Here is a 21,647-nt window from a genome sequence, read left to right on the forward strand (position 1 = left end):
TTTGGAAGAAGAAAAAAACGTGTATTTTTGCAGTCCGAAAAGCTAAGGTATTGGCTTAATTAACAATCTGGAAGAATGATGCTCCCGAACTTGTTCTTTTGGAATGTTGCAATCAAAGAAAAGAAAAAAATTACATAGCAATGAAAAGAACATTTCAACCTTCGAACAGAAAGAGAAGAAACAAGCATGGTTTCCGCGAAAGAATGTCCAGCGCTAGTGGACGTAAAGTTTTAGCAGCAAGAAGAGCTAAAGGTCGTAAGAAATTAAGCGTTTCAAGCGAAAAAAGACACAAAGCTTAATTTTAAGCTTCAAAATATAGAAAGTAAAGAATCCACTTTTGGGTTCTTTACTTTTTTTATGCCCGTAAGTTTGATAGCAGAAGTTTTACTATTTTTGGACTCATCGATCAAATGACGAATTGTTATGGTTTGTAAATTTTACATTGATCGTTAAATCGAATTTCTTATGGCTTTACTAAAAAAAATAATTGATAATGTGTTTGTCAAAAACATTACCGCTGCAATTGTGGTAATTGCACTTGTGCTTATTGCTACTTTTGTTAGTATAAATATATACACCAATCACGGTGAATATTATCCGGTTCCTGATTTCAGAGGGCTGACCGAAGATCAATTCAGCCAGATTATAAAAGAAAAAGGATTCAGATATAACATTATGGATTCGGCACATGTTGATAATTTTCTTCCGGGAGCTGTTATCGAGCAAATTCCGGCACCGGGAAGCATGGTAAAAGAAAACCGGAACATTCACCTTACCATCAAAGCCATTGCTCCTGAAAGAGTGCAAATCCCTAACCTGGTGGATTATTCCCTTCGAAATGCCAAGGTGATTCTAGAGTCATATGGTCTGAAAGCAGGCGAATTGATTTATGTGCCAAGCGAGTACCGTAACCTGGTGCTTCAACAATTATACAAGGGTAAGCCGGTTGAACCGGGAACCGTTGTACTGAAGGGCTCGGTAATTGACTTGCATATTGGTGAAGGACTAAGCACCGTTCGCACCAATGTACCCGACCTGACATCGCTGACACTGGATGAGGCTAAAAGCTACTCTGTATCTGTTTCACTCAATGTAGGTGCTGTTATTTTTGATGAATCGGTGCAGACAGCAGAAGACTCACTTGCTGCCATGATATGGAAACAACAACCATCGGCCGACAAAGGTGAACGTATACCACTGGGGTCATCTATCGACATTTGGTTAAGTGTGGACTCTGCCAAAACTGTAATAAACGATATTGTTGAACAACCCGAAATATAATAAGCCGAAATGACCGATCATTTGCAGGAAGAAGAATTAGATGAGCTGGAGGAAAGCAATGAGTTGTATGAGCACTACCGCTTTGTAACCGATCCCGGACAAAAGTCATTGCGCATCGATAAGTTTTTGGTGAACCGTGTGGATAATGCATCCCGTAATAAAATACAGGATGCTGCCGCTGCCGGTAACATTCGGGTAAATGACAAACCCGTTAAATCGAATTATAAGATTAAACCCAATGAGGTCATCACCATTGTTATGTCGTTTCCACGCCGTGAGCTGAAAATCATAGCACAGGACATTCCTTTGGACATTCCTTATGAGGATGATGACTTAATCATTATTAATAAAAAGCCTGATATGGTGGTACATCCGGGTCATGGTAACTATACCGATACCATGGTAAATGCCCTGGCATGGCATTTAAAAGATCTGCCATTGTTTAACTCTGAAGACCCGCGTCCGGGACTAGTGCATCGCATCGATAAAGATACATCCGGTTTATTGGTGGTGGCTAAAACTGAACAATCTAAAAACTTTTTGGCCCGTCAGTTTTTTGAGAAAACATCGACACGTACCTATCTGGCACTTGTCTGGGGACAGCCTAAAGAAGACGAAGGCACCATCACTGGTAACATTGGCCGCAGCCTGCAAGACCGCAAACAAATGGCCGTATTCCCTGATGGTGATCGTGGCAAACATGCCGTAACGCATTACAAAGTACTGGAACGATTGGGCTATGTTTCACTGGTAGAGTGCCGCCTGGAAACCGGACGTACCCACCAGATACGTGCCCATATGAAACACATTGGTCATCCGCTGTTTAACGATGAGCGCTATGGTGGTCACCAGATATTAAAGGGCACCACATTTACAAAGTACAAGCAATTTGTTCAAAATTGTTTTAAGATATTACCCCGCCAGGCCTTACATGCTAAAACATTAGGCTTTGTGCATCCTACCACAAAGGAATACATCGATTTTAATACGGATATTCCGGAAGATATGATGCATTGCATTGAAAAATGGAGAGGCTATATTGCCGGCAGAGAAAACGATTAATCCATCACATATACAGTCACAAGTCCAATGAAAAATATAGCTGTCATCTACGGAGGTTACTCATCCGAATTAATTGTATCTGAAAAAAGTAAAGAAGGCATCATGAGCTTTATTGATGCCAAGAGATACAAGCGTTACCCTGTATTAATCACCGAAGAAAAATGGTGTGCTGTAGTGGATGACAATGAGTATCCGATTGATAAAAACGATTTTTCGTTTGTGATGAATGACGAAAAAATTAAGATTGATTTCGCCTATATCACCATTCACGGCACTCCTGGCGAAGATGGATTACTGCAAGGCTATTTCAATATGCTGGGAATTCCGCATAGCACATGTAATGTGCAGGCCGCCTCGATCAGCTTTAATAAATTTACCTGTAACACTTACCTGAAGGGTTTTGGTGTAGCTGTGGCCGACTCGGTATTGGTGCGCAAAGACAATAGCTTTAACAGCAAAGACATTGTGGAGCAATTGGGTCTGCCCTGCTTTGTGAAACCCAATGCAGGCGGATCGAGCTTTGGTATTACAAAAGTGAAGGAAGCAGAGCAGCTAACTCCTGCCATCGAAAAAGCTTTCACCGAAAGTGACGAAGTAATTATTGAGCAGTTTATCAGCGGAACTGAAGTCACCTGTGGCTTGTATAAGATACCCGGTAAACAGGAAGTTTTTCCGGTGACGGAAGTGGTGAGTAAAAACGAATTCTTTGATTTTGAGGCCAAATACACCGCCAGCAGAGTAGAAGAAATTACACCTGCCCGTATCGAAGATAAAGTCAGAGACCGTATCCAGTCAATCACATCATTGATCTATGATATTCTGGGTTGTAAGGGCATTGTGCGTATTGACTACATCATCAGTGATAATAAAATATTCCTGCTTGAAGTAAACACCACCCCCGGCATGACTGTCACCAGCTTTATTCCCCAACAAATTGAAGCGGCTGGTTTGAATATTCAGGACGTATTCAGCGACATCATTGAAAGTGAGTTTAAATATTAGACTCAAGACATAAGACGTAAGATATAAGATTAATTTCCTTCTGCCCCAAGCTCCGGCGACATCAAATTGCTTTGCGGATGTATCGCCGTACGATTATTCGCTATTTCCGAATCATAATTCCATACCGCCGCAGAGCGCGGCAACGTCGAAGAAGCTTGCGGCAACACAGAAGAATGAATATTCCCTTCCGCCGCAAGTGTCGGCGACACCGAAGAATGATGCGGGGGTATTGCCGAAGGATGATTCCATGTTGCCGCTAAATGATTCCCTATTGCCGTAAGCTCCGGCAACACCGAAGAACGATGTGGCGAGTCTTTTCGTACTCACCAGCTGACATGAACATACTGCTGATAGTCAGCAGATGAGGTTGAAAAAACTTGTCGGACGACTAAATCAATTTAATGTCTATTAGTCGGACGACGAGTGATGCATAACATGTAGGTATAAATCCTTCCTTAAGCACCTAACCCGATATGGTCATTTGTGTTTCATTGACATTAAATACATCAGCATATATCAGACGGTCCGTTTGAGCTGATTGCTCCAGGCGATCTTTATAAGCTGGCGGCAAGCCTGCAATCCTGTTGGGGCCGCGTTCATACTCTTCTATAATAATCTGGTAAGCATCTTTTTTGTACTTGGCCGGTAGCTTAAACTCCCGGGATACACGATACCTATTGTTCGTCACATATTTCCCGGATAAACGAATCACCAAAGTCTCCTCTTTTAAATCCTTATCCACATTATCATCAGTGACTGCACCGTAGATCGGCCTTGAATATTTGGTATCCTGAAAACTTATCTTCAGGAAATTATAGTTACCGTATTTAGCGTACTTCTCATTGTAAATGGGTCCTTCAATGGTAAGGGTAAATTTAGAATGTGCGCCTGCTTTATTAAAACGCACAGTAGTTTGACGTTCAGGCATCAACTGCGTGAAATTAGCTGCTACCACCGGTGACAAGCATACATCCTTCTCGTCGGTTCGCACTGAATACGGTTGATATCGTGCCAAAACCAACTTCACAAAAGGAAAGTACATATTGTGTGCATTAATGCGCATATCTGCAAACCAAAGCTGCCGCTCCTCATCAAAATGAACAGGATAACCCACCACCTTAGCCCGTAATGATTTTTCAGGATAGGACAAATCATGATCGATCACCGGATTCATAAAGAAGTCATCGACCTTTGGTGAGTAACCCGGCGGTTGAACCGAGTACAAGAGCGGATCAATTCCCCAACTTGTATAAGCCTGATTATAGCCTGGCGATTGACTTACAAAACTGGTTAACTGACTTTTTGTGTGCGGCAGGATAACGCCTAACATTTCATCATCACCAGATGAAAACCACGGACGCTTTATGAAAATCCGTAAACCGCCTCCCAGACGTTGATGGCGCATGGCCGTTTCATTCTGTGTTTTCCGCCATTCAAAAGTCGGGATGATGTAATCAATCTCGGGTGCTTTGGGCCGGGCCGAACTGGGAATATTCACCTGTTCTTTCCATTCGCTCAGCCGGCTGGTTTTCAATTGGGGGTTAGCCACCAGTATCTTATCAAAGTACTCGTCGTAACGCGATGCAGCCAACAGGCGATAATCCACCCATCGATGACGCGTGTCTCCAAAATGATGTTTCAAAGGAAGCATCCGAAGATTCACACGTTTCAGGAAGTTAAATTTATATGCTTCCACATCAAAGCGAACGCGGTTGACCAGCGAATCAACGGCTTTTTGTTTCTCTACACGATGTAATTGGTATGCTCCGTTATCACGCTTGTAATCTTTGTTCAAACGGCGCGCCCTTGGCTGAGGATCTGCTTCAAATGCCTCTCGGTTGCGCATAGTAAACAGTTTCAACTGGGGCTTTTTAATGTTATCAACCTGTGCTACTTTTAATTGTTCCGGCTCAGGAATGGTGCCACGTGTCACCACATCATCGTGGTAGTTAATCAGCAGATCGGGGATACTGTTTCGACCCTGCTTTTCTTTTATACTTACTGAAATACCATCGTCCCACTGTTCCGTCCACCGTGCCTGTACCTCCACCTTTTCGGTACTTTCACCATGGATGTCAAAACGAATATTGATATCGGCATGTGTTTGACCAAACTGCCTGTTGGGAAGCAATTCTTCAATCACAGGCTCGTCAAGGGGCTGTTGCAAGGCATGCACCAACTCCATTTCGCGCGACGGACTCACCATCCAATGACGCCCTGAAAAGGCCAGTTCTTTGGCTTCTTTCAAATCACCTTCTGCCTCATTCTTTATCATTTGCCAAATGGCCGATAAATCTTTTAGATCACTCTCGCGCCAGAACGTGCTAAAACGAATGCGGGTGCGAATACCTTTAGGAAGATAAAAGGTCAATTGCCGTGAAGATTTATTCCATTCTGCATTGTATTCACCTTCCTCCAGTCTGATTCTGATAATTCCGGCCTTGTACCAATCTTCCGGTATATCCACCTGATCGGTTTTTGTTGCTTTTATTTCATCCTTTGAAAAGAAACTAAACAGGCGTGGTTCAAACTCCTGCGTATGTGTATTTTCGCAATCATCGGCCAGGAAAAGGGCCACACCCGCCGCCATAGGATCGGGCAGGTAAATAATCTCCACTTCTGAAGGCTGGTATACCTTCTCCTTATTCTTTTCGTCCTGTTGATACAAGCCTTCGTGTTCGGTGATTATCTTATAGATATCTTTTGCTTTATCAGGATCACCAAAGGCTTTTTCAAACATACTATGACACTCGGCCATCAACTGGCTGTTCTTTGGCGGAAGTAAATACCGTAGTGAATGGTCATCCAATTGCTGATTGGCAACAGGATGCGCTGCTTCATACTCCTGCACCGACTGGTTGTAATTGGAACGAATTACCATGCTCTCCAAAAACTCACCATCCTTAAGTGTATTTCCCACCAATACAATGGGGCTTGCCAATGGTTCAAAACGCAGGTATTTGATATTGCCGCGCTCCGAACTGCTTTTGTCACTAGCAATAAATGTATGCGCTACACTGTTGCCTGCCAGATCTACTGTACGGATACGTAGACGATATTCTTTACCAAATCTTAGACGTGGCAATGTTCCGGCAATGGTTTTGGATTCGGCATGAATGCGAAAATCCAATTCACTGTCGTAGGCATATTTTTGTGCTTCCACGTTTTTTGACTGATGCACAAAATCCTTTTTATCGGTCTCCCCTTCTTTTAATTCATAGTCATCCGACTCATTGATAGCATAGCCAGGCTTGCGTACCGATAAGCTCCAGCCTTCCCAACGGGCAATGGTTTCCGAAACAAATACGTCATCGGGATTATCGGGATCTTCTGTCAATCCCAACTGAATAAAGCCTTCATCCGGCACGACATTATCAAGTGGATGCGCCGTATTGCTCTCATCAAACCACTGATAGGCATCCTGCCGCCAATGCAACGAATACCATTTATCCGGCTCCTCTTCATAGGCAATGTCCATGCGATAGCCCTGCACCACATCATCTGAATACAGTGCTTTAACTGGTTGCCTGGCTTTAAAGGTTTTAATCTGTAAAGGTGAATTCTTTTTTATTTTAAGTGCTTTCGAATCGATTGACTTCACCTTCTGCGTGCTGAACTCGTTCTTTAGTTCCACGCTACGTTTGATACGTTCAAACAAATGTTCGGCCATGCCATTTTTGGTGATAGCAATTCCAGCTGAACGCATATAAGGCAAGCCTTCTTCCTGCGGCGGTTCTACTTCGTCCAGTATCTCTGCCCGAACCACTTTACTTTTGGCAATCTCATCTTTCACTTCATAAAAACGGGCTATCTCCTGCACCTTACTTTCTGCCATGTTGTTGGTTTTTAAGGCAGCTCCATCGGCATCAATCTGCACGACTTCAAAAGCATCGGAATTAATTTTGACAAATCCTTGCTTAAAAAGTGAATTGGCCTGATCGCGGGTAAAAAAGCCTTCATCTGTCAGTTCATAAGCCGTAGAAGGAATCGATAAGGTATAATCATCACTGATTTCGAGATCCTGTGGCACTACACGAATCGTGCCTTTCTTTGACCAATCATCAGGATTGGAAATGGTAAAGTCGAGCACAAAGCCCATCTGTCGCATGATTTGCGGATAGCTGTTGATGGTTGCCATAATATCGTGAAACTCAAAGCGTGGTTTCTCTAACTGCAACTTTGGCGTTGTTTTGAAAGCTTTATCCACCTTATGAAACTGCCTTACCTCGGCAAAGTCACTCTTTGGATTCATCTGCTTTTCGAAACGCTTAAAACGATTGTCCGTTACTGATTGGCGAATTTTCAAATCTTCATCCTGCTGTCTGATCATTAAGGAACCGTTCGCTGCCTTTCGCACTTTCCTATCTGATACACGCTTCACCTCATCGCTTTGCAGTTTATATTGACTGATAGCACCCAATTCCATCTCATTCACAAAACGTTCCGGTTTTACCTTTCGCGATGGATTGACCAAAACCTCTTCTTTCACTGTTTTGAAAATAAAGTCCTGTACATGCTTTACCGGAAATGAATAAATGCGCTTTTGCAGCAACTCTTCATCGTCCTTAAAATCATCGACCTTCACATCGGGATGCAGAATGCGTTGATACAATTCAGTCCTGATGATTGATTGATCAAGTTGTGCCTCTACTATTGTTCCATCGTCCAGACTAAAAGCAAAACTGGCATTCAATATCTTCTCCGGCCAGTTCAAAATATCCGGGAAGGTATTCAAAGTGGTATCATTGGGCGTATTGAGCTTTACCGAAACAAAGACCGATAGTTTCAGCAAATCGTTTTCCAAATCGCGTTGGTGGGGTAATGTGGTCAATATAATTTCCATAACAGACTTTTTCAATAGTTATTATCCGGCAAATGCCAGACAGTATTCCTGCCAATCATCTTCATCAATCATTTCAATGAATTTCGGATCAGCATCGGCTCCTTTCAGTTCCCGACGAACCGTTACACTTACTGTTTTGCTGAAAAACAGTACCTCAACCTTTACTTTAATGGTAGCGACACCTTCCAGCTTTTGCACCTTACCATCTGAGAAAACAGCGATAAAGGCAAGGTAGAACTCCATCGATATAGAAATGATTCCCAATATCGATAAATGCCCGTTGATGCGCAGGTAACCCGTGATGGTGGATGAACCTATTTCTTCTATAATCTCGCCATCGGGCGTTGGCAGTGCTTTTTCGATCAATTCAAATTTATAATAGATACCGCCCATAACGGACACGCCACCTGATGCAACACCCACATTGAGTGATATAGCGGCTCCAAACTCAAAGGCTGCTTCAATTGATTTCAAACCCTTTAAAGTGGTGATCAACATAAAGTAGCCTCCACCACCAAAGCATGAGATGGTGAGCATAAACGGGTTTTCGCGTTTACAGAAGTTGAAGCCCATTTCTAAAGGTGCGCCTGTAAAAGGTAATGTCACATGTGCTCCCAGGCTGATATTGCTGATCATGCAAATACCCACTTCAATGTTGGGTATTCCAATGCTAAATCCGGCGGTTACCTGAGTGGGTTGTAGTTTGATGTATGGCCCATCGTCAGAAAACCCTGTGTTAGGAATAATACTTTGAAGATTATTAACAAAACTCAAAGCACCTTTAAATTCAATTGGCTTCTCCGAATCAATATCTACCTTGACATTAGTTTTTTGTGCATTACCGGTTTTAAACTCCATATAGTTGAAGTTAACGGCCAGCATTGGTACCAAATCAATTCCAAATTTTTCGAAACGTGCCACTCCGCCGAAGCTGGCTTCCTTTCCTGCTTCAAATGGCTTTTCGATGGATGTTGTGATGGTTAATGCTTTTTGAGGATCATCCACACGAACATGCAAAATATCGTCGATCACCTTTATCGGATTCGATTTAAACTCGGGCTGCCATTTATATTCTGCATAAAAAGCTTCAGACGTCACATAGGTTTTAAAATTGGGAATCTTTGGAATATTTCCATTCAGGGTGTCCATCAACTCTTGCGTTTTATCCTTGATGGCTTGCTTCAAACTATTGATCTCATCATTTAAATCCTCCTGCAGTTCTTTCGCCTGATTCTCCAGATAAAGTATCTCTGATTTGATATCATCAATTTCGTTTTTGATCTGTTTAGTGGTGTTTTTAATGCCATCGAAAGCACCACTTAGGTTTAAGTCGCCAAGCAGAAGATCAAATATCTTGATCACTCCAAAGATTTTAGCTACCGGAAATTCTTCCAGGGCTTTGAAGAAATCATCAGGATTAAAAGTTAAATCTTTATTATCTGCCAAATCACCTCCCAATGGTCCCTGCAATTTACTTAAAGCTGATATATTCATGTTAGGCGACAAAAAACCGCCTGCTTTATCTGAGCCATTTGAGAAATCAACCACTGCACCACTGACTGTGGCAAAGACACTCCCTTCGTTATTGTCATCCTCAAGTTGAATGCTGGTTGCTTTTCGCACACCAGTCATTTCATTCAATTGCTTGATAAAAACTTCTGCCTTCTGAATGATCGGATGAAATTTAATATCGGCTACTCCTTTTGCCGGATAAAGCTCAGCTCCAAACTGAATAGTTTGCGTTTCGAATGCTGTATCTCCACCCACCATGCTTTCGGCATAGGCAATGTTCTGTTCGTTCATGCCCATCTGGTTATAGGCCGTATTAGGATTGTATTTCTCAATCAATTGCTGCATTAAATTACTTTGTCGTGCTACCCTATTTTCAAGAAAAACAAGCGGCATCTGCAATGCATGTTCGAATCCCTCTTTGTCGGTAATCACCATATCGAACAAATAACCTTTACCATTCACATTAATGTAAAAGTTATAGGCTGTATTGCCGGAACCACTAAATCGCTTTTGCTGGTTAGCCAGACTTAAACGTTTCAAGGTATTAGAGCCGGAAGGAACATTAATAATCGGATTGTCCAAAGGATTATCAATATTAGGTGTCTGAGAGCTCGTTATTTTCACCTGTTCAAAAGCAAACGGAATAAACTGATTATCCGGATTGTTTCGTTGGTAACTTACTTCTTTCTCAAGCACTACCACATACATCCGCTGCCGGTTAACTGCTGATTTGGTTCCTTTATGAAATTTACGTTCGGTGACTTTTACCAACGCGGCCCGATGACCAAAAGGAAACAGATAACCTTCACGCACCACCTTAACGTAGTGATCACGTCCTAATGTGGCCAAATGCTCCCATTCGATAATGTTCAGCTCTGTATCTGCCGGTGATGGCACATCGAAATAAGCTTGCCAGTCCAGGTAAGCTCCCAGAGAAGACAACATGAGGTTATTAACGACAACTGGTTTTGGATAATAGCCTGCAATAGAATAATTGGATGTGGTATGCACCAGCACGTGCCGGTCATTGGCATCCAATGAAGCCATAAATGGTTCACCCAATGGCGGCAATTGCTTATAGTCAACCTTAGCTTCATGAGCCCATAAAGCTCTGATGGTTTTAAAAGCAGATAATTGACGGGTTACCTTTCCACCCTTTAGTGTGGTTCCCAGAATGGTGTGCCACAATTCGGCAATCGAGCCTTTATTGGTTGATAAATTATCAGCAGCCAGATTAAAATTACCGGGGGTCTTACTTAAACTTGATGTCTGCTCTTGGTGTTCCCGCAGCATTAATCGCCCTTTATGAGTAAAACCTCCCAGTTGATTGGGTGAAATATACATCAATGCGGGTGCCTCAATAGATGTGTCTGTCGCAGGTACAGGTCCAACATTAAGATTCACATTTTTAATGGCAAAAACACTAAATTTCGGACTGACTGTCTGCATTTTATCAGTGGGAAGGATTTGCCCTAAATTATTCTGATCGTATATATTCTGTTTAGAAATATTGCGATTAGAGTGGCTATATAGCTTGATGGCAAAATCCTTTGAATCTTTCTCCAGATATTTTCTTTTCGAAGACGGGGCATCTAACCTTGAAGACGAATCAACACTTAACCTTTTTACTTTCTTAAGTTGCGGCAGCTTAATCCACGCCCTCGGGTTAACTCTTAACTTAAGGTGACCCCAGTTGAGCAATTGTTCAATGGTTAAAGGAATGCCTTTACTATTGGCAGGTAATTCATAGACCAAACGGCTCTTTTTTGCGCGCAAATGCTTCGCAGGCAGTATGACATCATCAGAATTACTGACACCCGGAATTTTATTGGCTTCATAAAAAGCTTCCTCAAGGGTATGTTGTGTATTAAAAGAAACGATTACCAGTCCTTTTTTCTTCGAATTGGTCAGCTCGGCAAAGGATACTGCGCCTTGTCGTACCAGACTGAAATTGTGCAACTCGAACTCTAAGGTTAATAGATCTTCCGGTCGAAGTATTCTGAACTTCAAAGCTTTTTTAGGGCGATACACTACCTTATCCTGCGAAATGGTCAGTTGGCTTGTATTTGTCTTTTTCCGCTTCACTGGTTCCTGATCGTGTATAGATAAGTCATAAGATTTATCACTAGCTGCCATCAGACCAACACCACCTTCAACAATGGGTTTAAAAGCATTGAAGCCAGTTTGAAACTTTTCCTCTATGCGCCCATTTAAATCGCCTTCGTATTCGTAATCGGGCTTCTCCCTATTTTGCTTTAGCTGAAATGCTCCAACTCCGGTTGGTAACCATGAGTTATCAATACTGGCTGATAGGTAGACTTTAGGCTGTTGATTAATGCAATACTCAGTAAACAAAAAGGACTGCTTAAAAGACTTCTTATACTCTCCAAACTGATATTCTATGCGACCCTCATTGTCCATTGTCCAGTACAGAAGGTCATTCGAAAGTCGCATGGTTAAATCAGGATTCTTCTTATCAATGGATGCCAAAGGATGACTTGGTAAGTGAATATTTACAAATCGCCTCCATTCCTCAAACTTCTTAAAGCTGATGTAACTCGAGTGCTCTGATGAGGATTTAAGAAATTGACTATCTGCATTGGATGGAGCAATTAATATATTGCTTGTTGTATAAGTACCGGTGATATTATCCAGTTGAATAGCATGAGGTGCATTAAGTGATAGTTCCCACTTTGAGTTTAAACTACAGGATGCCTTGTGATGCAAAGCAATCGAGGCTTTGTCTGAATTAACCAGAATCTGAGGATTGATTACTCCTTTAACACTTTGTAAATCATCGAGCCAGGAGATAAAATCGACTTCTTGTTTAATTTTTAATTGGGGAATTCTAAGATCTAAACGCCACTCCCCCCGATCCTGATAAATGCGAGCCTTTAAACTCAACGGTAAGTTCGTGAAATGATAGCTCAGGTTTTTAGCGCTTATTAAGTATTCATCCTTTTGTTTTTTAACACTTAGGCTATAATCGGACTCAAACACATGATGACTTATTTCCCAAGCCAATTGCCCATTCCGATAGACGAGTAATTGTTTGTCATTGCCAATTAATTTAAATGGTCGACGTGTAACTGCAAATACTGATTCAATTAAAGGATTCCAGGCCAATACTCCTACTCCAATAGCCTTTAAAAAAGAACGACGCTGAGGCGCCTTAACTGCATCACTTTGCTTTACTAAGCGATGACTCTTTTTAATCTGCAAATACTTAAAACCCATAATAATCCCTTTACATTCTTTATGTAAGGTCGGGTTGAGATAGACAAGTTACATGATATTTATATGAAAGGGAAGAGTCCTTAAAAATTTAAGATAACGATGTCTGAAAACAACAAGTTCTGCAAAAGTGAAGCCTAGATACCGACGTGCCTGCGTGGCTTTTATAATACTTTATTCAAATAAGAATCATTTTCAACGAACGATCAATATTGTTTGTTTTAGTACTTGTGGGTAAGCTTAACTTATCCCCTCCTGGATATTTCCGGCAATCAACAAAACTCAGGAGGGGCAAGTATTTCTCATGTATAGTTAATTGTGCCGCAGAAATTAAAGAATCACTGTAAATGTAGGAGGAGGAAATACAAAAAACAATAACCCAAAAGGGGTATTTTGACAAGGTAAGTGAAGGATTAAATTAAATTTGACTTGCCAGCAATATAAGCAAGGATTGCAGTGTTTCTGATCTGTAACTTCTTCAAAATGTTCTTTCTGTGCTTTTGAACCGTGTGGAAGCTTAAATGAAGAATTATTGCAATTTCATTGTCTGTGTGCCCTTTAACTACCTGTCTCAGGATATCGCGTTCCCGGTTAGATAATTCGGTGATCTTTTTTTGACACAATTGGTACTCCGAGTCAGTTAGGTGATCCTCTTCAAACGAAGTAAAATCAATTTGAATCCCTATTTTAAGGTGCTCATACTTTTGGTTAATAATACTTAGTTTGAAAATCATGAATAGCAAGGGATGATAAATATTATCGTGCATCCGTATGCGAAAGACTTTATTAAGACTACTTGAATGCCCTCCGTTTATAACGCTATTTTCCAACTTCTTAACAAACCTGGCATCATCCGGATGGATACGGGAATAAATAAACCGACTGATTGCCGGGGACTTAAAATGTTCCATGCTTAACTGAAAATACTTTTGAAAATTATCATTGACGTATTCAATACGGTTTGTTTTCGCTGAATAGATAAAAGCACATATTGAACTAACATCAGAAAGCATCTGAAGCATAATATTCTTTGAAACAAAAGAAGTTAGTAATTCTGCATAAAAATCATTGGCACATTCTGTTGGAATGTTCTCCTGTTCAACCAGGGCTTTATTAGCAAGCAAATCCATATAGAAATTCATTTGTGCTGAAACAAAAGGCTCGTAACCTGTAGTCTGAAACCCAAGGGATTCATTTAACTAATAAATATCAACCTCTTTTCACCTGTAATGACACAAATTATCAATAAAACACTTCATTGTCAAAACCAACTATTATTCAAAACAACCTGGCTCCTAACATTATAATACTCGTCGCCCGATTAGATTGATTTGCTGTTAATTAGCTGAACGACGAGTATTACAATAAAATTAACTGTGCTTTACTAGTTATTCAAACCATACTACTTGTTAAAATTCATAGCTCCTGTTGTACTAACTGCTGTTACAACAATAGGTCCTGCACCCATTTTCAGTTTCTTCTTTTTTGATTTCCCATAGGCAATGATATAGGCATGTTCAGACTGGCAAGCAAATGTCAATTGCTCCTTGTCATTTAGAAACTTCAACTTAATCTTTCCCTCTGTTGTCTGAAAATTAGAAGAAGCAGTTAGCTTCACGCGGTTACCGATAATTGAGCCTTTGGTTGCTACTAATTGCAACGTACCTTCAACATCAAACAGATTTAATACTCCAGATACAGATAATGAACCAATATTACCCTTCGCATTGGATAGTTTCATGGCACCAGACTTTGTCTTCAGATAAATTTCTCCTTCAATTTCCTTCATTGTCTGCTCTCCATCTGTCGATTCTGTTTTCAGACTTCCTTTGATATTCTCAACAATCATCGCCCCTCCACTTGAATATAAAGAAACATCTCCTTTTACGTAACGCACTGCCTGCGATCCACCTTTGGATTTTACATTCAACTTTCCGGTGATATTATTTGCCTTGATGGAAGCTGATTTAGATCTTAAGGTTACATTACCTGATAGGTTGTCAGCCGTAATTTTACCCGATTTTGACTCAGCCAGTAATTGTGAACCTGAAATACCGACTAAATTAATATAGCCCGAAGTTGTTTGAATATTTATACTTACTCCTTGTGGTACTTTTAAATTAACAAAACCGGAATGAGAGGTCCAGCCTGATTCTGGCTTTTGAACTTTAATGTTTAATACTCCAGCTGATTCATGAAAATCGACAGCATAGCCTTCCAAATCTTTAGCTGCTTTTAACTCAGCCGTTAAACTTACCTGCTCCCCCTTGGTAACATCGACCTTGCAAAACTCACCTTCAACCGAAATGCTGGTGATATTTTCGAACGTTTCATTGGCACTGGCAACAACTGGCATTTCCTGCGCCATTATGTGCAATGGGATTAGTGTCATTAAAAGAAAGTAAACTCTTCTCATTATCCTTTTTTTAGATTATTATGGCTAATGGTACGCTTTGTTTTTACAAAAGTTTCTGAATTAAAACATAAAAAAGCCTGGCTATTCAATGCGAATTGCCAGGCTAACTTATAATATCTAATTAATCTTAGACTTCCATGTAGCTTTCAATTGGCTCACAGGCACAAACAAGGTTCCTGTCACCATAAGCATCATCAACGCGTGCTACGTCAATCCAGAATTTATTCTCTCGAATATATGGTAATGGATAAGCTGCTTTTTCACGTCCATAGGAATGATTCCACTCATCAGAAACCACTTTATAAGCTGGGTGAGGTGCATTTTTCAACACGTTATCTTCCTCGTCAGCTGTTCCATTTTCCACTTCTTTAATCTCAGCATAAATTGACTTCATGGCTGCTATAAAACGATCTAATTCCTGGAGCGATTCACTTTCCGTTGGTTCTACCATCAGCGTTCCATATACCGGGAATGACAGTGTCGGAGCATGGAAACCATAATCCATCAAGCGCTTAGCAATGTCTGTTTCAGTAATACCTGAGTCAACTTTAAAGTGACGACATTCCAAAATCATCTCGTGAGCAACTCGACCATTCTTACCTGTGTAAAGAATACCGTAGTCATCTTTCAGGTGAGAAGCCATATAGTTGGCATTTAAGATAGCCATTTTTGTAGCTTGAGTTAATCCTTCACTTCCCAACATTTTAATGTAACCATAGGTGATTGGCAATACACTTGCACTTCCCCAAGGAGCTGCAGCAACAGCTGTAATACCTGTACGGCCATTATCTATAACTGAATGTTTTGGTAAGAATTCTACCAAATGCTTAGCTACACCAATCGGGCCAACACCCGGGCCACCACCACCATGTGGAATGGCAAATGTTTTATGCAGGTTCAGGTGACAAACATCGGCACCAATGTGTCCCGGACTGGTTAAACCAACCTGTGCATTCATGTTGGCACCATCCATATAAACTTGTCCGCCATTATCGTGGATGATCTGACACACTTCGATAATTGACTCTTCAAACACTCCATGTGTTGAAGGGTATGTTACCATCAGGTTTGAAAGATCGTCTTTATGCTCTTCAGCTTTCGCGCGTAAATCATCTACATCGATGTTACCGTTATCATCACACTTAACCACAACCACTTTCATTCCTGCCATCACAGCTGAAGCAGGATTGGTTCCGTGGGCAGATGCAGGAATAATTGACACATTACGGTGCCCTTCACCACGGCTTTTGTGATAAGCCTGAATAACCATCAGACCGGCGTATTCGCCTGCTGCTCCTGAATTAGGCTGTAAACTCACGTCAGCAAAACCTGTAATCTCGGACAAATCGTTACGCAATTCATCCATCATCATGTGATAACCCAATGCCTGATTTGTTGGAATAAATGGATGCAGCCCATTAAACTCAATCCAGCTCAATGGGAACATCTCTGTCGATGCATTTAATTTCATTGTACAAGAACCCAATGAAATCATTGAATGCGTTAAAGAAATATCTCGACGCTCCAGCTTTTTGATATAACGCACCATCTCAGCCTCTGAGCGATACTTTTTAAATATATCCTGAATTAAGAAAGAGCTCTTACGAGCTAATTCTGGTTTAATAGCTAACTCTTCGTTGAAATCACCTATAACCGGTACTTCTTTACCAGCAGCTTTCGCAAACACCTCAACAATCCAGTTCAAATCAAACAGGTTGGTAGTTTCATCAATACTAATACCCACCTCTCCATTCTCGAAATAGCGGAAATTCATCTCTAAATCAAGACTGAACTGTTCTATCTCTTCTACCTTAACTCCTTCTGGTAATTGGAAACGGATGGTATCGAAGAAGTCAGCATTTAATTGCTTATAGCCAAGTTTTTCAACTTCCTGAGCAATCTGATTTGCAACGGAATGGATATGCTCAGCAATGCGCCTGATGCCTTCCTCTCCATGGTAAACAGCGTAGAAACCTGCCATTGTGGCTAGTAAAGCCTGTGCTGTACAGATATTTGAGGTAGCTCGCTCACGCTTAATGTGTTGCTCACGAGTCTGCAATGCCATACGTAAAGCACGTTTTCCGTTAATATCTTTTGTGATACCAATGATTCGTCCAGGTAATTGGCGCTTCAACTCTTCTTTAGTAGCAAAATAAGCAGCATGTGGTCCACCATAACCCATTGGAATACCAAAACGCTGAGTTGTTCCAAATACAATATCAGCACCCCATTCTCCCGGAGGTGTTAATAATGCTAATGACATCAGGTCGGCCGCCACAGCAATACGACAATCACTTGCATGAACCTTTTCTGTTAAGGCTTTGTAACATTCAACAGTACCATTGGAGTTCGGATATTGCACCATCACTCCAAATACCTTGTCGTTACATTCAAAGGAATGTATATCCCCAAATTGCAACTCGATACCAAGTGGTTTTGCCCGGGTAATTAGTACCTCTTTAGTTTGAGGCCACATGTTCTCATCGGCAAACATAACATTTACCCCGGCCTTTGCCTGCTTGCGACTGCGCGAATTGAAAAGCATTACCATTGCTTCTGCTGCTGCAGTTGCTTCATCAAGCAATGAAGCGTTGGCTAGTTCCATACCAGTCATTTCTGTTACAACGGTCTGGAAGTTTAACAAGGCTTCCAAACGACCTTGTGAAATCTCTGCCTGATATGGTGTATAGGATGTGTACCAAACCGGATTTTCAAGAACATTACGTGTAATAACAGCTGGTGTAATTACATCGTAATACCCCATGCCGATGTAGGTATTGTATACTTTATTCTGTTGAGCAATATCATGAATCTTTCTAAAATACTGACGTTCAGTTAGTCCTTTACCAATATTTAATGGTTTTTCTAAACGAATAGAAGAAGGTACAGTCTGATCAATTAGCTCATCCATAGATGATACGCCAACTTGCTTTAGCATAGCGTCTATCTCATGATCCCTTGGACCAATATGGCGAGAGACAAACTTATCTGTTCCCATATGCTTTTATATTAGTGTTTTTGTTTAAACCTGTTAGATATTTTTTTACAATTTCAAAATGACTAATTAATTCCTAAAAAGAAAATGATATTTGCTTGGTTATTAGAAAATAATTATCAAATAACATTGTGATCACAACCTTGTATTGCAACACCTATATGGTTTGTTTGTTCGAAGTTTGAAAAGATCGCGGACTTGTTGCAAGTAAATAATCACAAGCAAAAAAACGGTCAGCAGGCTTTTAAAAAATCGTCATGTCCATTTTTAAAAATCATCAGTAGGGTTTTTGAAAACCGTCAGCAGGATTTTTGGAAATCGAAGTGACGATTTTTGGAAACTATCAGAAGGTAATTTTAAAACCACCTGAACATGTATAAAAATACCCGGTTTAAATACAGCTTCAACCGGGTATTTGCATAGTTTATCTTCGTAAGAACACCTAACTTAAAAACGGATTGTTGGCACGCTCATGACCAATTGTGGATGCAGGTCCGTGCCCTGGATAAATGGTCACATCATCATCCAATATCAATAACTTCTGTCTTATTTGTGATACCAGTGTTTCGAAATCACCACCCGGTAAATCAGCCCGACCAATACTTTCCCTGAAAAGTACGTCTCCCACAATGGCGATCTTATCATCTTCACTATAAAATACAATGCCACCGGGCGAATGTCCCGGCACATGAATCACCTCCATCGACGAATTGCCAAATGTAATTTTATCACCTTCATTCAAATAATTACCAATAGCTGGTGGATTGGCATCCAACTGCATACCGAAATTGGCTGCATATTCAACCGTTTGTTCTCCCCAGAATTCGTCATCTTTATGGGCTTCCAGCTTTAAGTCGTATTTATCCGCTATAAACTTGCTTCCGAAAACGTGATCCAGGTGCATATGCGTTTGTAGCAGTCGAACCGGTTTGTATCCTTTCTCTGTTATGAAATTAACTACTGACTCTTGTTCCTCTGGTGATAAACAGCCCGGATCAATAATTACACATTCTTTGGTATCATCTGATAAGATGTAGGTATTTTCCTGCCACGGATTAATTGGTAAAATATCTATTTGTATCATTGGATATTTATTTTTGATGTTTGATTTATGAATTATGATGTTTGATGAATTGTATAAGTCTTTCTTGGATTTAAACTTCGGGTTATACATTTATATCATCTAAATGTTTATTCATTTTTTAGCATTAATGTTTTTCGGGTGGCTATAAATATAGATGCCAGTTCATGAGCCTCCTTTAGAAGTTCTTTCATTGAAAAATGATCTGTTAATTGTTTTTCGCTTATAAGTTCCAGCCAAAACTCAGATTCATCTGCTTCCTCAATAACGATACTTAATTTAGCAATATATGCTGCCCTTGATTGCGCCAAACAAGCTGCCCGATAATTTGCAGCTACGGATGATGCTGATCTTATAAGCTGTCCTTTAATATGTCTGCCAAGATATGTATTGGGTAAAAACTCTGTCAGATGAATAATACTAACAGCAAATTGCTTAGTCCTGTTTTTTAACTCTTGCTTATTCATTATGAATTTAGTTTAGGATCCTAATTAGCAGTAAGAATTGACAAAGTAAGTCGCTGACATTAAACATCTTTGACTGCGATAAGTTTTCTCATCCAATGTCGACGCTAATATATATTCACATGCCACATCATAAATCCTTCAGTCGTAAATCAAACATTCATTCATTTTCCAACTATACCATTCAGCATTGGAACAAAGGCACATTCTTCTATTTGCTGCTGCTCAAATTCATCTTCTTCCAGTCGAACAATGCGAGTCAATACCTGTTTTTTCTCGCCCAACGGGATAACCAGAATCCCACCTATCTTTAACTGAACTAATAAGTTCCTTGGTATTACAGGGGCACCTGCCGTGACTATAATCCTGTCGAACGGTGCCTGGGCAGGCAGACCTTCATAACCATCGCCTAAAAAGAAGCGTCCCTGATAACCTAACTCCCTCAACAAACGAGTTGAACGATGATAAAGTTCACTCTGACGTTCAATGGAAAATAGCTTTACTCCCATTTCAATTAATACAGCAGCCTGATAACCTGAACCAGTTCCAACTTCTAACACTTTCTCGCTTCCATTTAATTCAAGTAACTGCGATTGAAGTGCTACTGTATATGGCTGCGATATCGTTTGTCCGGCTCCTATTGGAAAGGCTTTATCCTGATAGGCAAACTTTATAAAACTGCTCTCAAGAAATAAATGTCGTGGTATATTCCCAATTGCTTTCAGCACATTTGGATCTGTAATTTGTTTTCCCTTCAGCTCTTGCACAAGCCGGTTACGCATTCCTTTATGTCTGAATGAATCATTAAGCTCCATGGCGGCAAAAATAATGTTTTATTCGAATTATGCATTTCCATTTTTTTTGAACAAGGTCAACACACCAGTGTAACTCTAATGTTGATTGTTCAATTATGTATTAAAGTGTTTGTATCACGAAAAGCTAGAAAAACAATCATAATTCAATTCAATCTAAAATTACAATGTGAATAAATTTTTAATAGTTAACTTTCATATTTTGAAACAAGTATTGCCTTTTAAAGTAAAAAGAAGAAATCGTCATGTAATAAATCATTAATCCATCCGTTATATTACACAGACTTATTTTGGGAAATGTTGAAAGATAGGGAAAAAATCATGCAAGTAGCACCCGGTTATACATATGCATACGAACAAGAGCTGGATAAAACTCTAAAAGAACATAAAAGCTCAAATATAATTTCTGTACCTGTTTGGTCAAATACCAAAATGGTTATCAAGCAAACAAGTGATTATGCAATATCAATTGTAGGATTAGCTATGTTGGCTCCATTCATTCCATTTATTTATTGGAAAGTGAAAAGGGAATCAGATGGTCCGTTTATATATAAACAAGAGCGCGTTGGAAAAGATGGTAAAGTATTTCAGATACTAAAAATCAGAACCATGTATACGGATGCAGAAAAAGATGGTCCGGCTCTTTCGTCATTAAATGACAAACGTGTTACATCATTTGGTCGCTTCTTAAGAAAATGGCGAATTGATGAATTTCCTCAATTCATTAACGTTATTAAAGGTGATATGTCCGTCATTGGTCCACGTCCGGAACGTCAGTATTATAGTGAGCAACTTGTTAAGGATGAACCTGCATTTTATGAACTTTTAAAAGTGAAACCAGGTATTACATCTTTAGGACAGGTCTTGTTTGGTTATGCCGAAAACAAAACAGAAATGTTACAACGGCTTAAGCTGGAATTATTCTACATGCGCAAATATTCTTTA

13 protein-coding genes are annotated in these 21,647 nt (G+C 40.3%); 5 read left to right on the plus strand and 8 right to left on the minus strand.

Translation table 11 applies throughout. The features are described from left to right. Positions 1 to 140: 140 nt before the first annotated feature. The 4 genes from rpmH (at position 141) to AC4MRQ_RS17160 (ending at position 3,345) form a co-directional block, all read left to right on the plus strand. Positions 141 to 299 carry a 50S ribosomal protein L34 gene (gene rpmH, locus AC4MRQ_RS17145; RefSeq protein ID WP_491198928.1) on the plus strand — a complete coding sequence of 53 codons (159 nt, stop codon included), beginning with the start codon at positions 141 to 143 and terminating at the stop codon, positions 297 to 299. A 166-nt stretch (positions 300 to 465) separates the two neighbouring features. After that, entirely contained in the window at positions 466 to 1,281 is an 816-nt protein-coding gene (locus AC4MRQ_RS17150) for a PASTA domain-containing protein (protein WP_491198929.1), read from the plus strand. Positions 1,282 to 1,290: 9 nt separating this feature from the next. Continuing rightward, positions 1,291 to 2,343, plus strand: a complete 1,053-nt coding sequence (locus AC4MRQ_RS17155) for an RluA family pseudouridine synthase (RefSeq protein WP_491198930.1) — start codon at positions 1,291 to 1,293, stop codon at positions 2,341 to 2,343. Positions 2,344 to 2,370: 27 nt separating this feature from the next. After that, positions 2,371 to 3,345 carry a D-alanine--D-alanine ligase gene (locus AC4MRQ_RS17160; RefSeq protein ID WP_491198931.1) on the plus strand — a complete coding sequence of 325 codons (975 nt, stop codon included), beginning with the start codon at positions 2,371 to 2,373 and terminating at the stop codon, positions 3,343 to 3,345. Positions 3,346 to 3,808: 463 nt separating this feature from the next. On the opposite strand, the gene AC4MRQ_RS17165 is transcribed toward AC4MRQ_RS17160, so the two are convergent. The 8 genes from AC4MRQ_RS17165 to AC4MRQ_RS17200 all read right to left on the minus strand — a co-directional run bounded on the left by AC4MRQ_RS17165 (position 3,809) and on the right by AC4MRQ_RS17200 (position 20,705). Then, on the minus strand, positions 3,809 to 8,188 hold the full coding sequence (locus AC4MRQ_RS17165; RefSeq protein WP_491198932.1) for a hypothetical protein: 4,380 nt from the start codon (positions 8,186 to 8,188) through the stop codon (positions 3,809 to 3,811). A gap of 21 nt (positions 8,189 to 8,209) precedes the next feature. After that, positions 8,210 to 12,937: a hypothetical protein gene (locus tag AC4MRQ_RS17170; RefSeq protein WP_491198933.1), complete on the minus strand. Its 4,728-nt coding sequence runs from the start codon at positions 12,935 to 12,937 to the stop codon at positions 8,210 to 8,212. Positions 12,938 to 13,347: 410 nt separating this feature from the next. Then, a complete protein-coding gene (locus AC4MRQ_RS17175; protein ID WP_491198934.1) occupies positions 13,348 to 14,064 on the minus strand; it encodes a LuxR C-terminal-related transcriptional regulator in 717 nt (238 codons plus the stop codon). A gap of 272 nt (positions 14,065 to 14,336) precedes the next feature. Continuing rightward, entirely contained in the window at positions 14,337 to 15,350 is a 1,014-nt protein-coding gene (locus AC4MRQ_RS17180) for a DUF4097 family beta strand repeat-containing protein (RefSeq protein WP_491198935.1), read from the minus strand. A gap of 127 nt (positions 15,351 to 15,477) precedes the next feature. Then, entirely contained in the window at positions 15,478 to 18,348 is a 2,871-nt protein-coding gene (gene gcvP, locus AC4MRQ_RS17185; RefSeq protein ID WP_491198936.1) for an aminomethyl-transferring glycine dehydrogenase, read from the minus strand. Between the two features lie 439 nt (positions 18,349 to 18,787). After that, positions 18,788 to 19,429, minus strand: a complete 642-nt coding sequence (locus tag AC4MRQ_RS17190; RefSeq protein WP_491198937.1) for an MBL fold metallo-hydrolase — start codon at positions 19,427 to 19,429, stop codon at positions 18,788 to 18,790. Between the two features lie 107 nt (positions 19,430 to 19,536). Next, on the minus strand, positions 19,537 to 19,893 hold the full coding sequence (locus AC4MRQ_RS17195) for a four helix bundle protein (RefSeq protein ID WP_491198938.1): 357 nt from the start codon (positions 19,891 to 19,893) through the stop codon (positions 19,537 to 19,539). Positions 19,894 to 20,054: 161 nt separating this feature from the next. Then, entirely contained in the window at positions 20,055 to 20,705 is a 651-nt protein-coding gene (locus AC4MRQ_RS17200; protein ID WP_491198939.1) for a protein-L-isoaspartate(D-aspartate) O-methyltransferase, read from the minus strand. Between the two features lie 294 nt (positions 20,706 to 20,999). On the opposite strand from AC4MRQ_RS17200, the gene AC4MRQ_RS17205 reads away from it, so the two are divergent. Then, positions 21,000 to 21,647 (plus strand): sugar transferase (locus tag AC4MRQ_RS17205; protein ID WP_491198940.1); only part of this gene is annotated, 648 nt, incomplete at its 3' end.

The sequence above is a fragment of the Carboxylicivirga sp. genome, assembly GCF_982718395.1.

Coding starts and splice junctions, on each gene's coding strand:
- rpmH (WP_491198928.1), top strand. CDS start 141: ATGAAAAGAACATTTCAACCTTCGAACAGAAAGAGAAGAAACAAGCAT.
- AC4MRQ_RS17150 (WP_491198929.1), top strand. CDS start 466: ATGGCTTTACTAAAAAAAATAATTGATAATGTGTTTGTCAAAAACATT.
- AC4MRQ_RS17155 (WP_491198930.1), top strand. CDS start 1,291: ATGACCGATCATTTGCAGGAAGAAGAATTAGATGAGCTGGAGGAAAGC.
- AC4MRQ_RS17160 (WP_491198931.1), top strand. CDS start 2,371: ATGAAAAATATAGCTGTCATCTACGGAGGTTACTCATCCGAATTAATT.
- AC4MRQ_RS17165 (WP_491198932.1), bottom strand. CDS start 8,188: ATGGAAATTATATTGACCACATTACCCCACCAACGCGATTTGGAAAAC.
- AC4MRQ_RS17170 (WP_491198933.1), bottom strand. CDS start 12,937: ATGGGTTTTAAGTATTTGCAGATTAAAAAGAGTCATCGCTTAGTAAAG.
- AC4MRQ_RS17175 (WP_491198934.1), bottom strand. CDS start 14,064: ATGGATTTGCTTGCTAATAAAGCCCTGGTTGAACAGGAGAACATTCCA.
- AC4MRQ_RS17180 (WP_491198935.1), bottom strand. CDS start 15,350: ATGAGAAGAGTTTACTTTCTTTTAATGACACTAATCCCATTGCACATA.
- gcvP (WP_491198936.1), bottom strand. CDS start 18,348: ATGGGAACAGATAAGTTTGTCTCTCGCCATATTGGTCCAAGGGATCAT.
- AC4MRQ_RS17190 (WP_491198937.1), bottom strand. CDS start 19,429: ATGATACAAATAGATATTTTACCAATTAATCCGTGGCAGGAAAATACC.
- AC4MRQ_RS17195 (WP_491198938.1), bottom strand. CDS start 19,893: ATGAATAAGCAAGAGTTAAAAAACAGGACTAAGCAATTTGCTGTTAGT.
- AC4MRQ_RS17200 (WP_491198939.1), bottom strand. CDS start 20,705: ATGGAGCTTAATGATTCATTCAGACATAAAGGAATGCGTAACCGGCTT.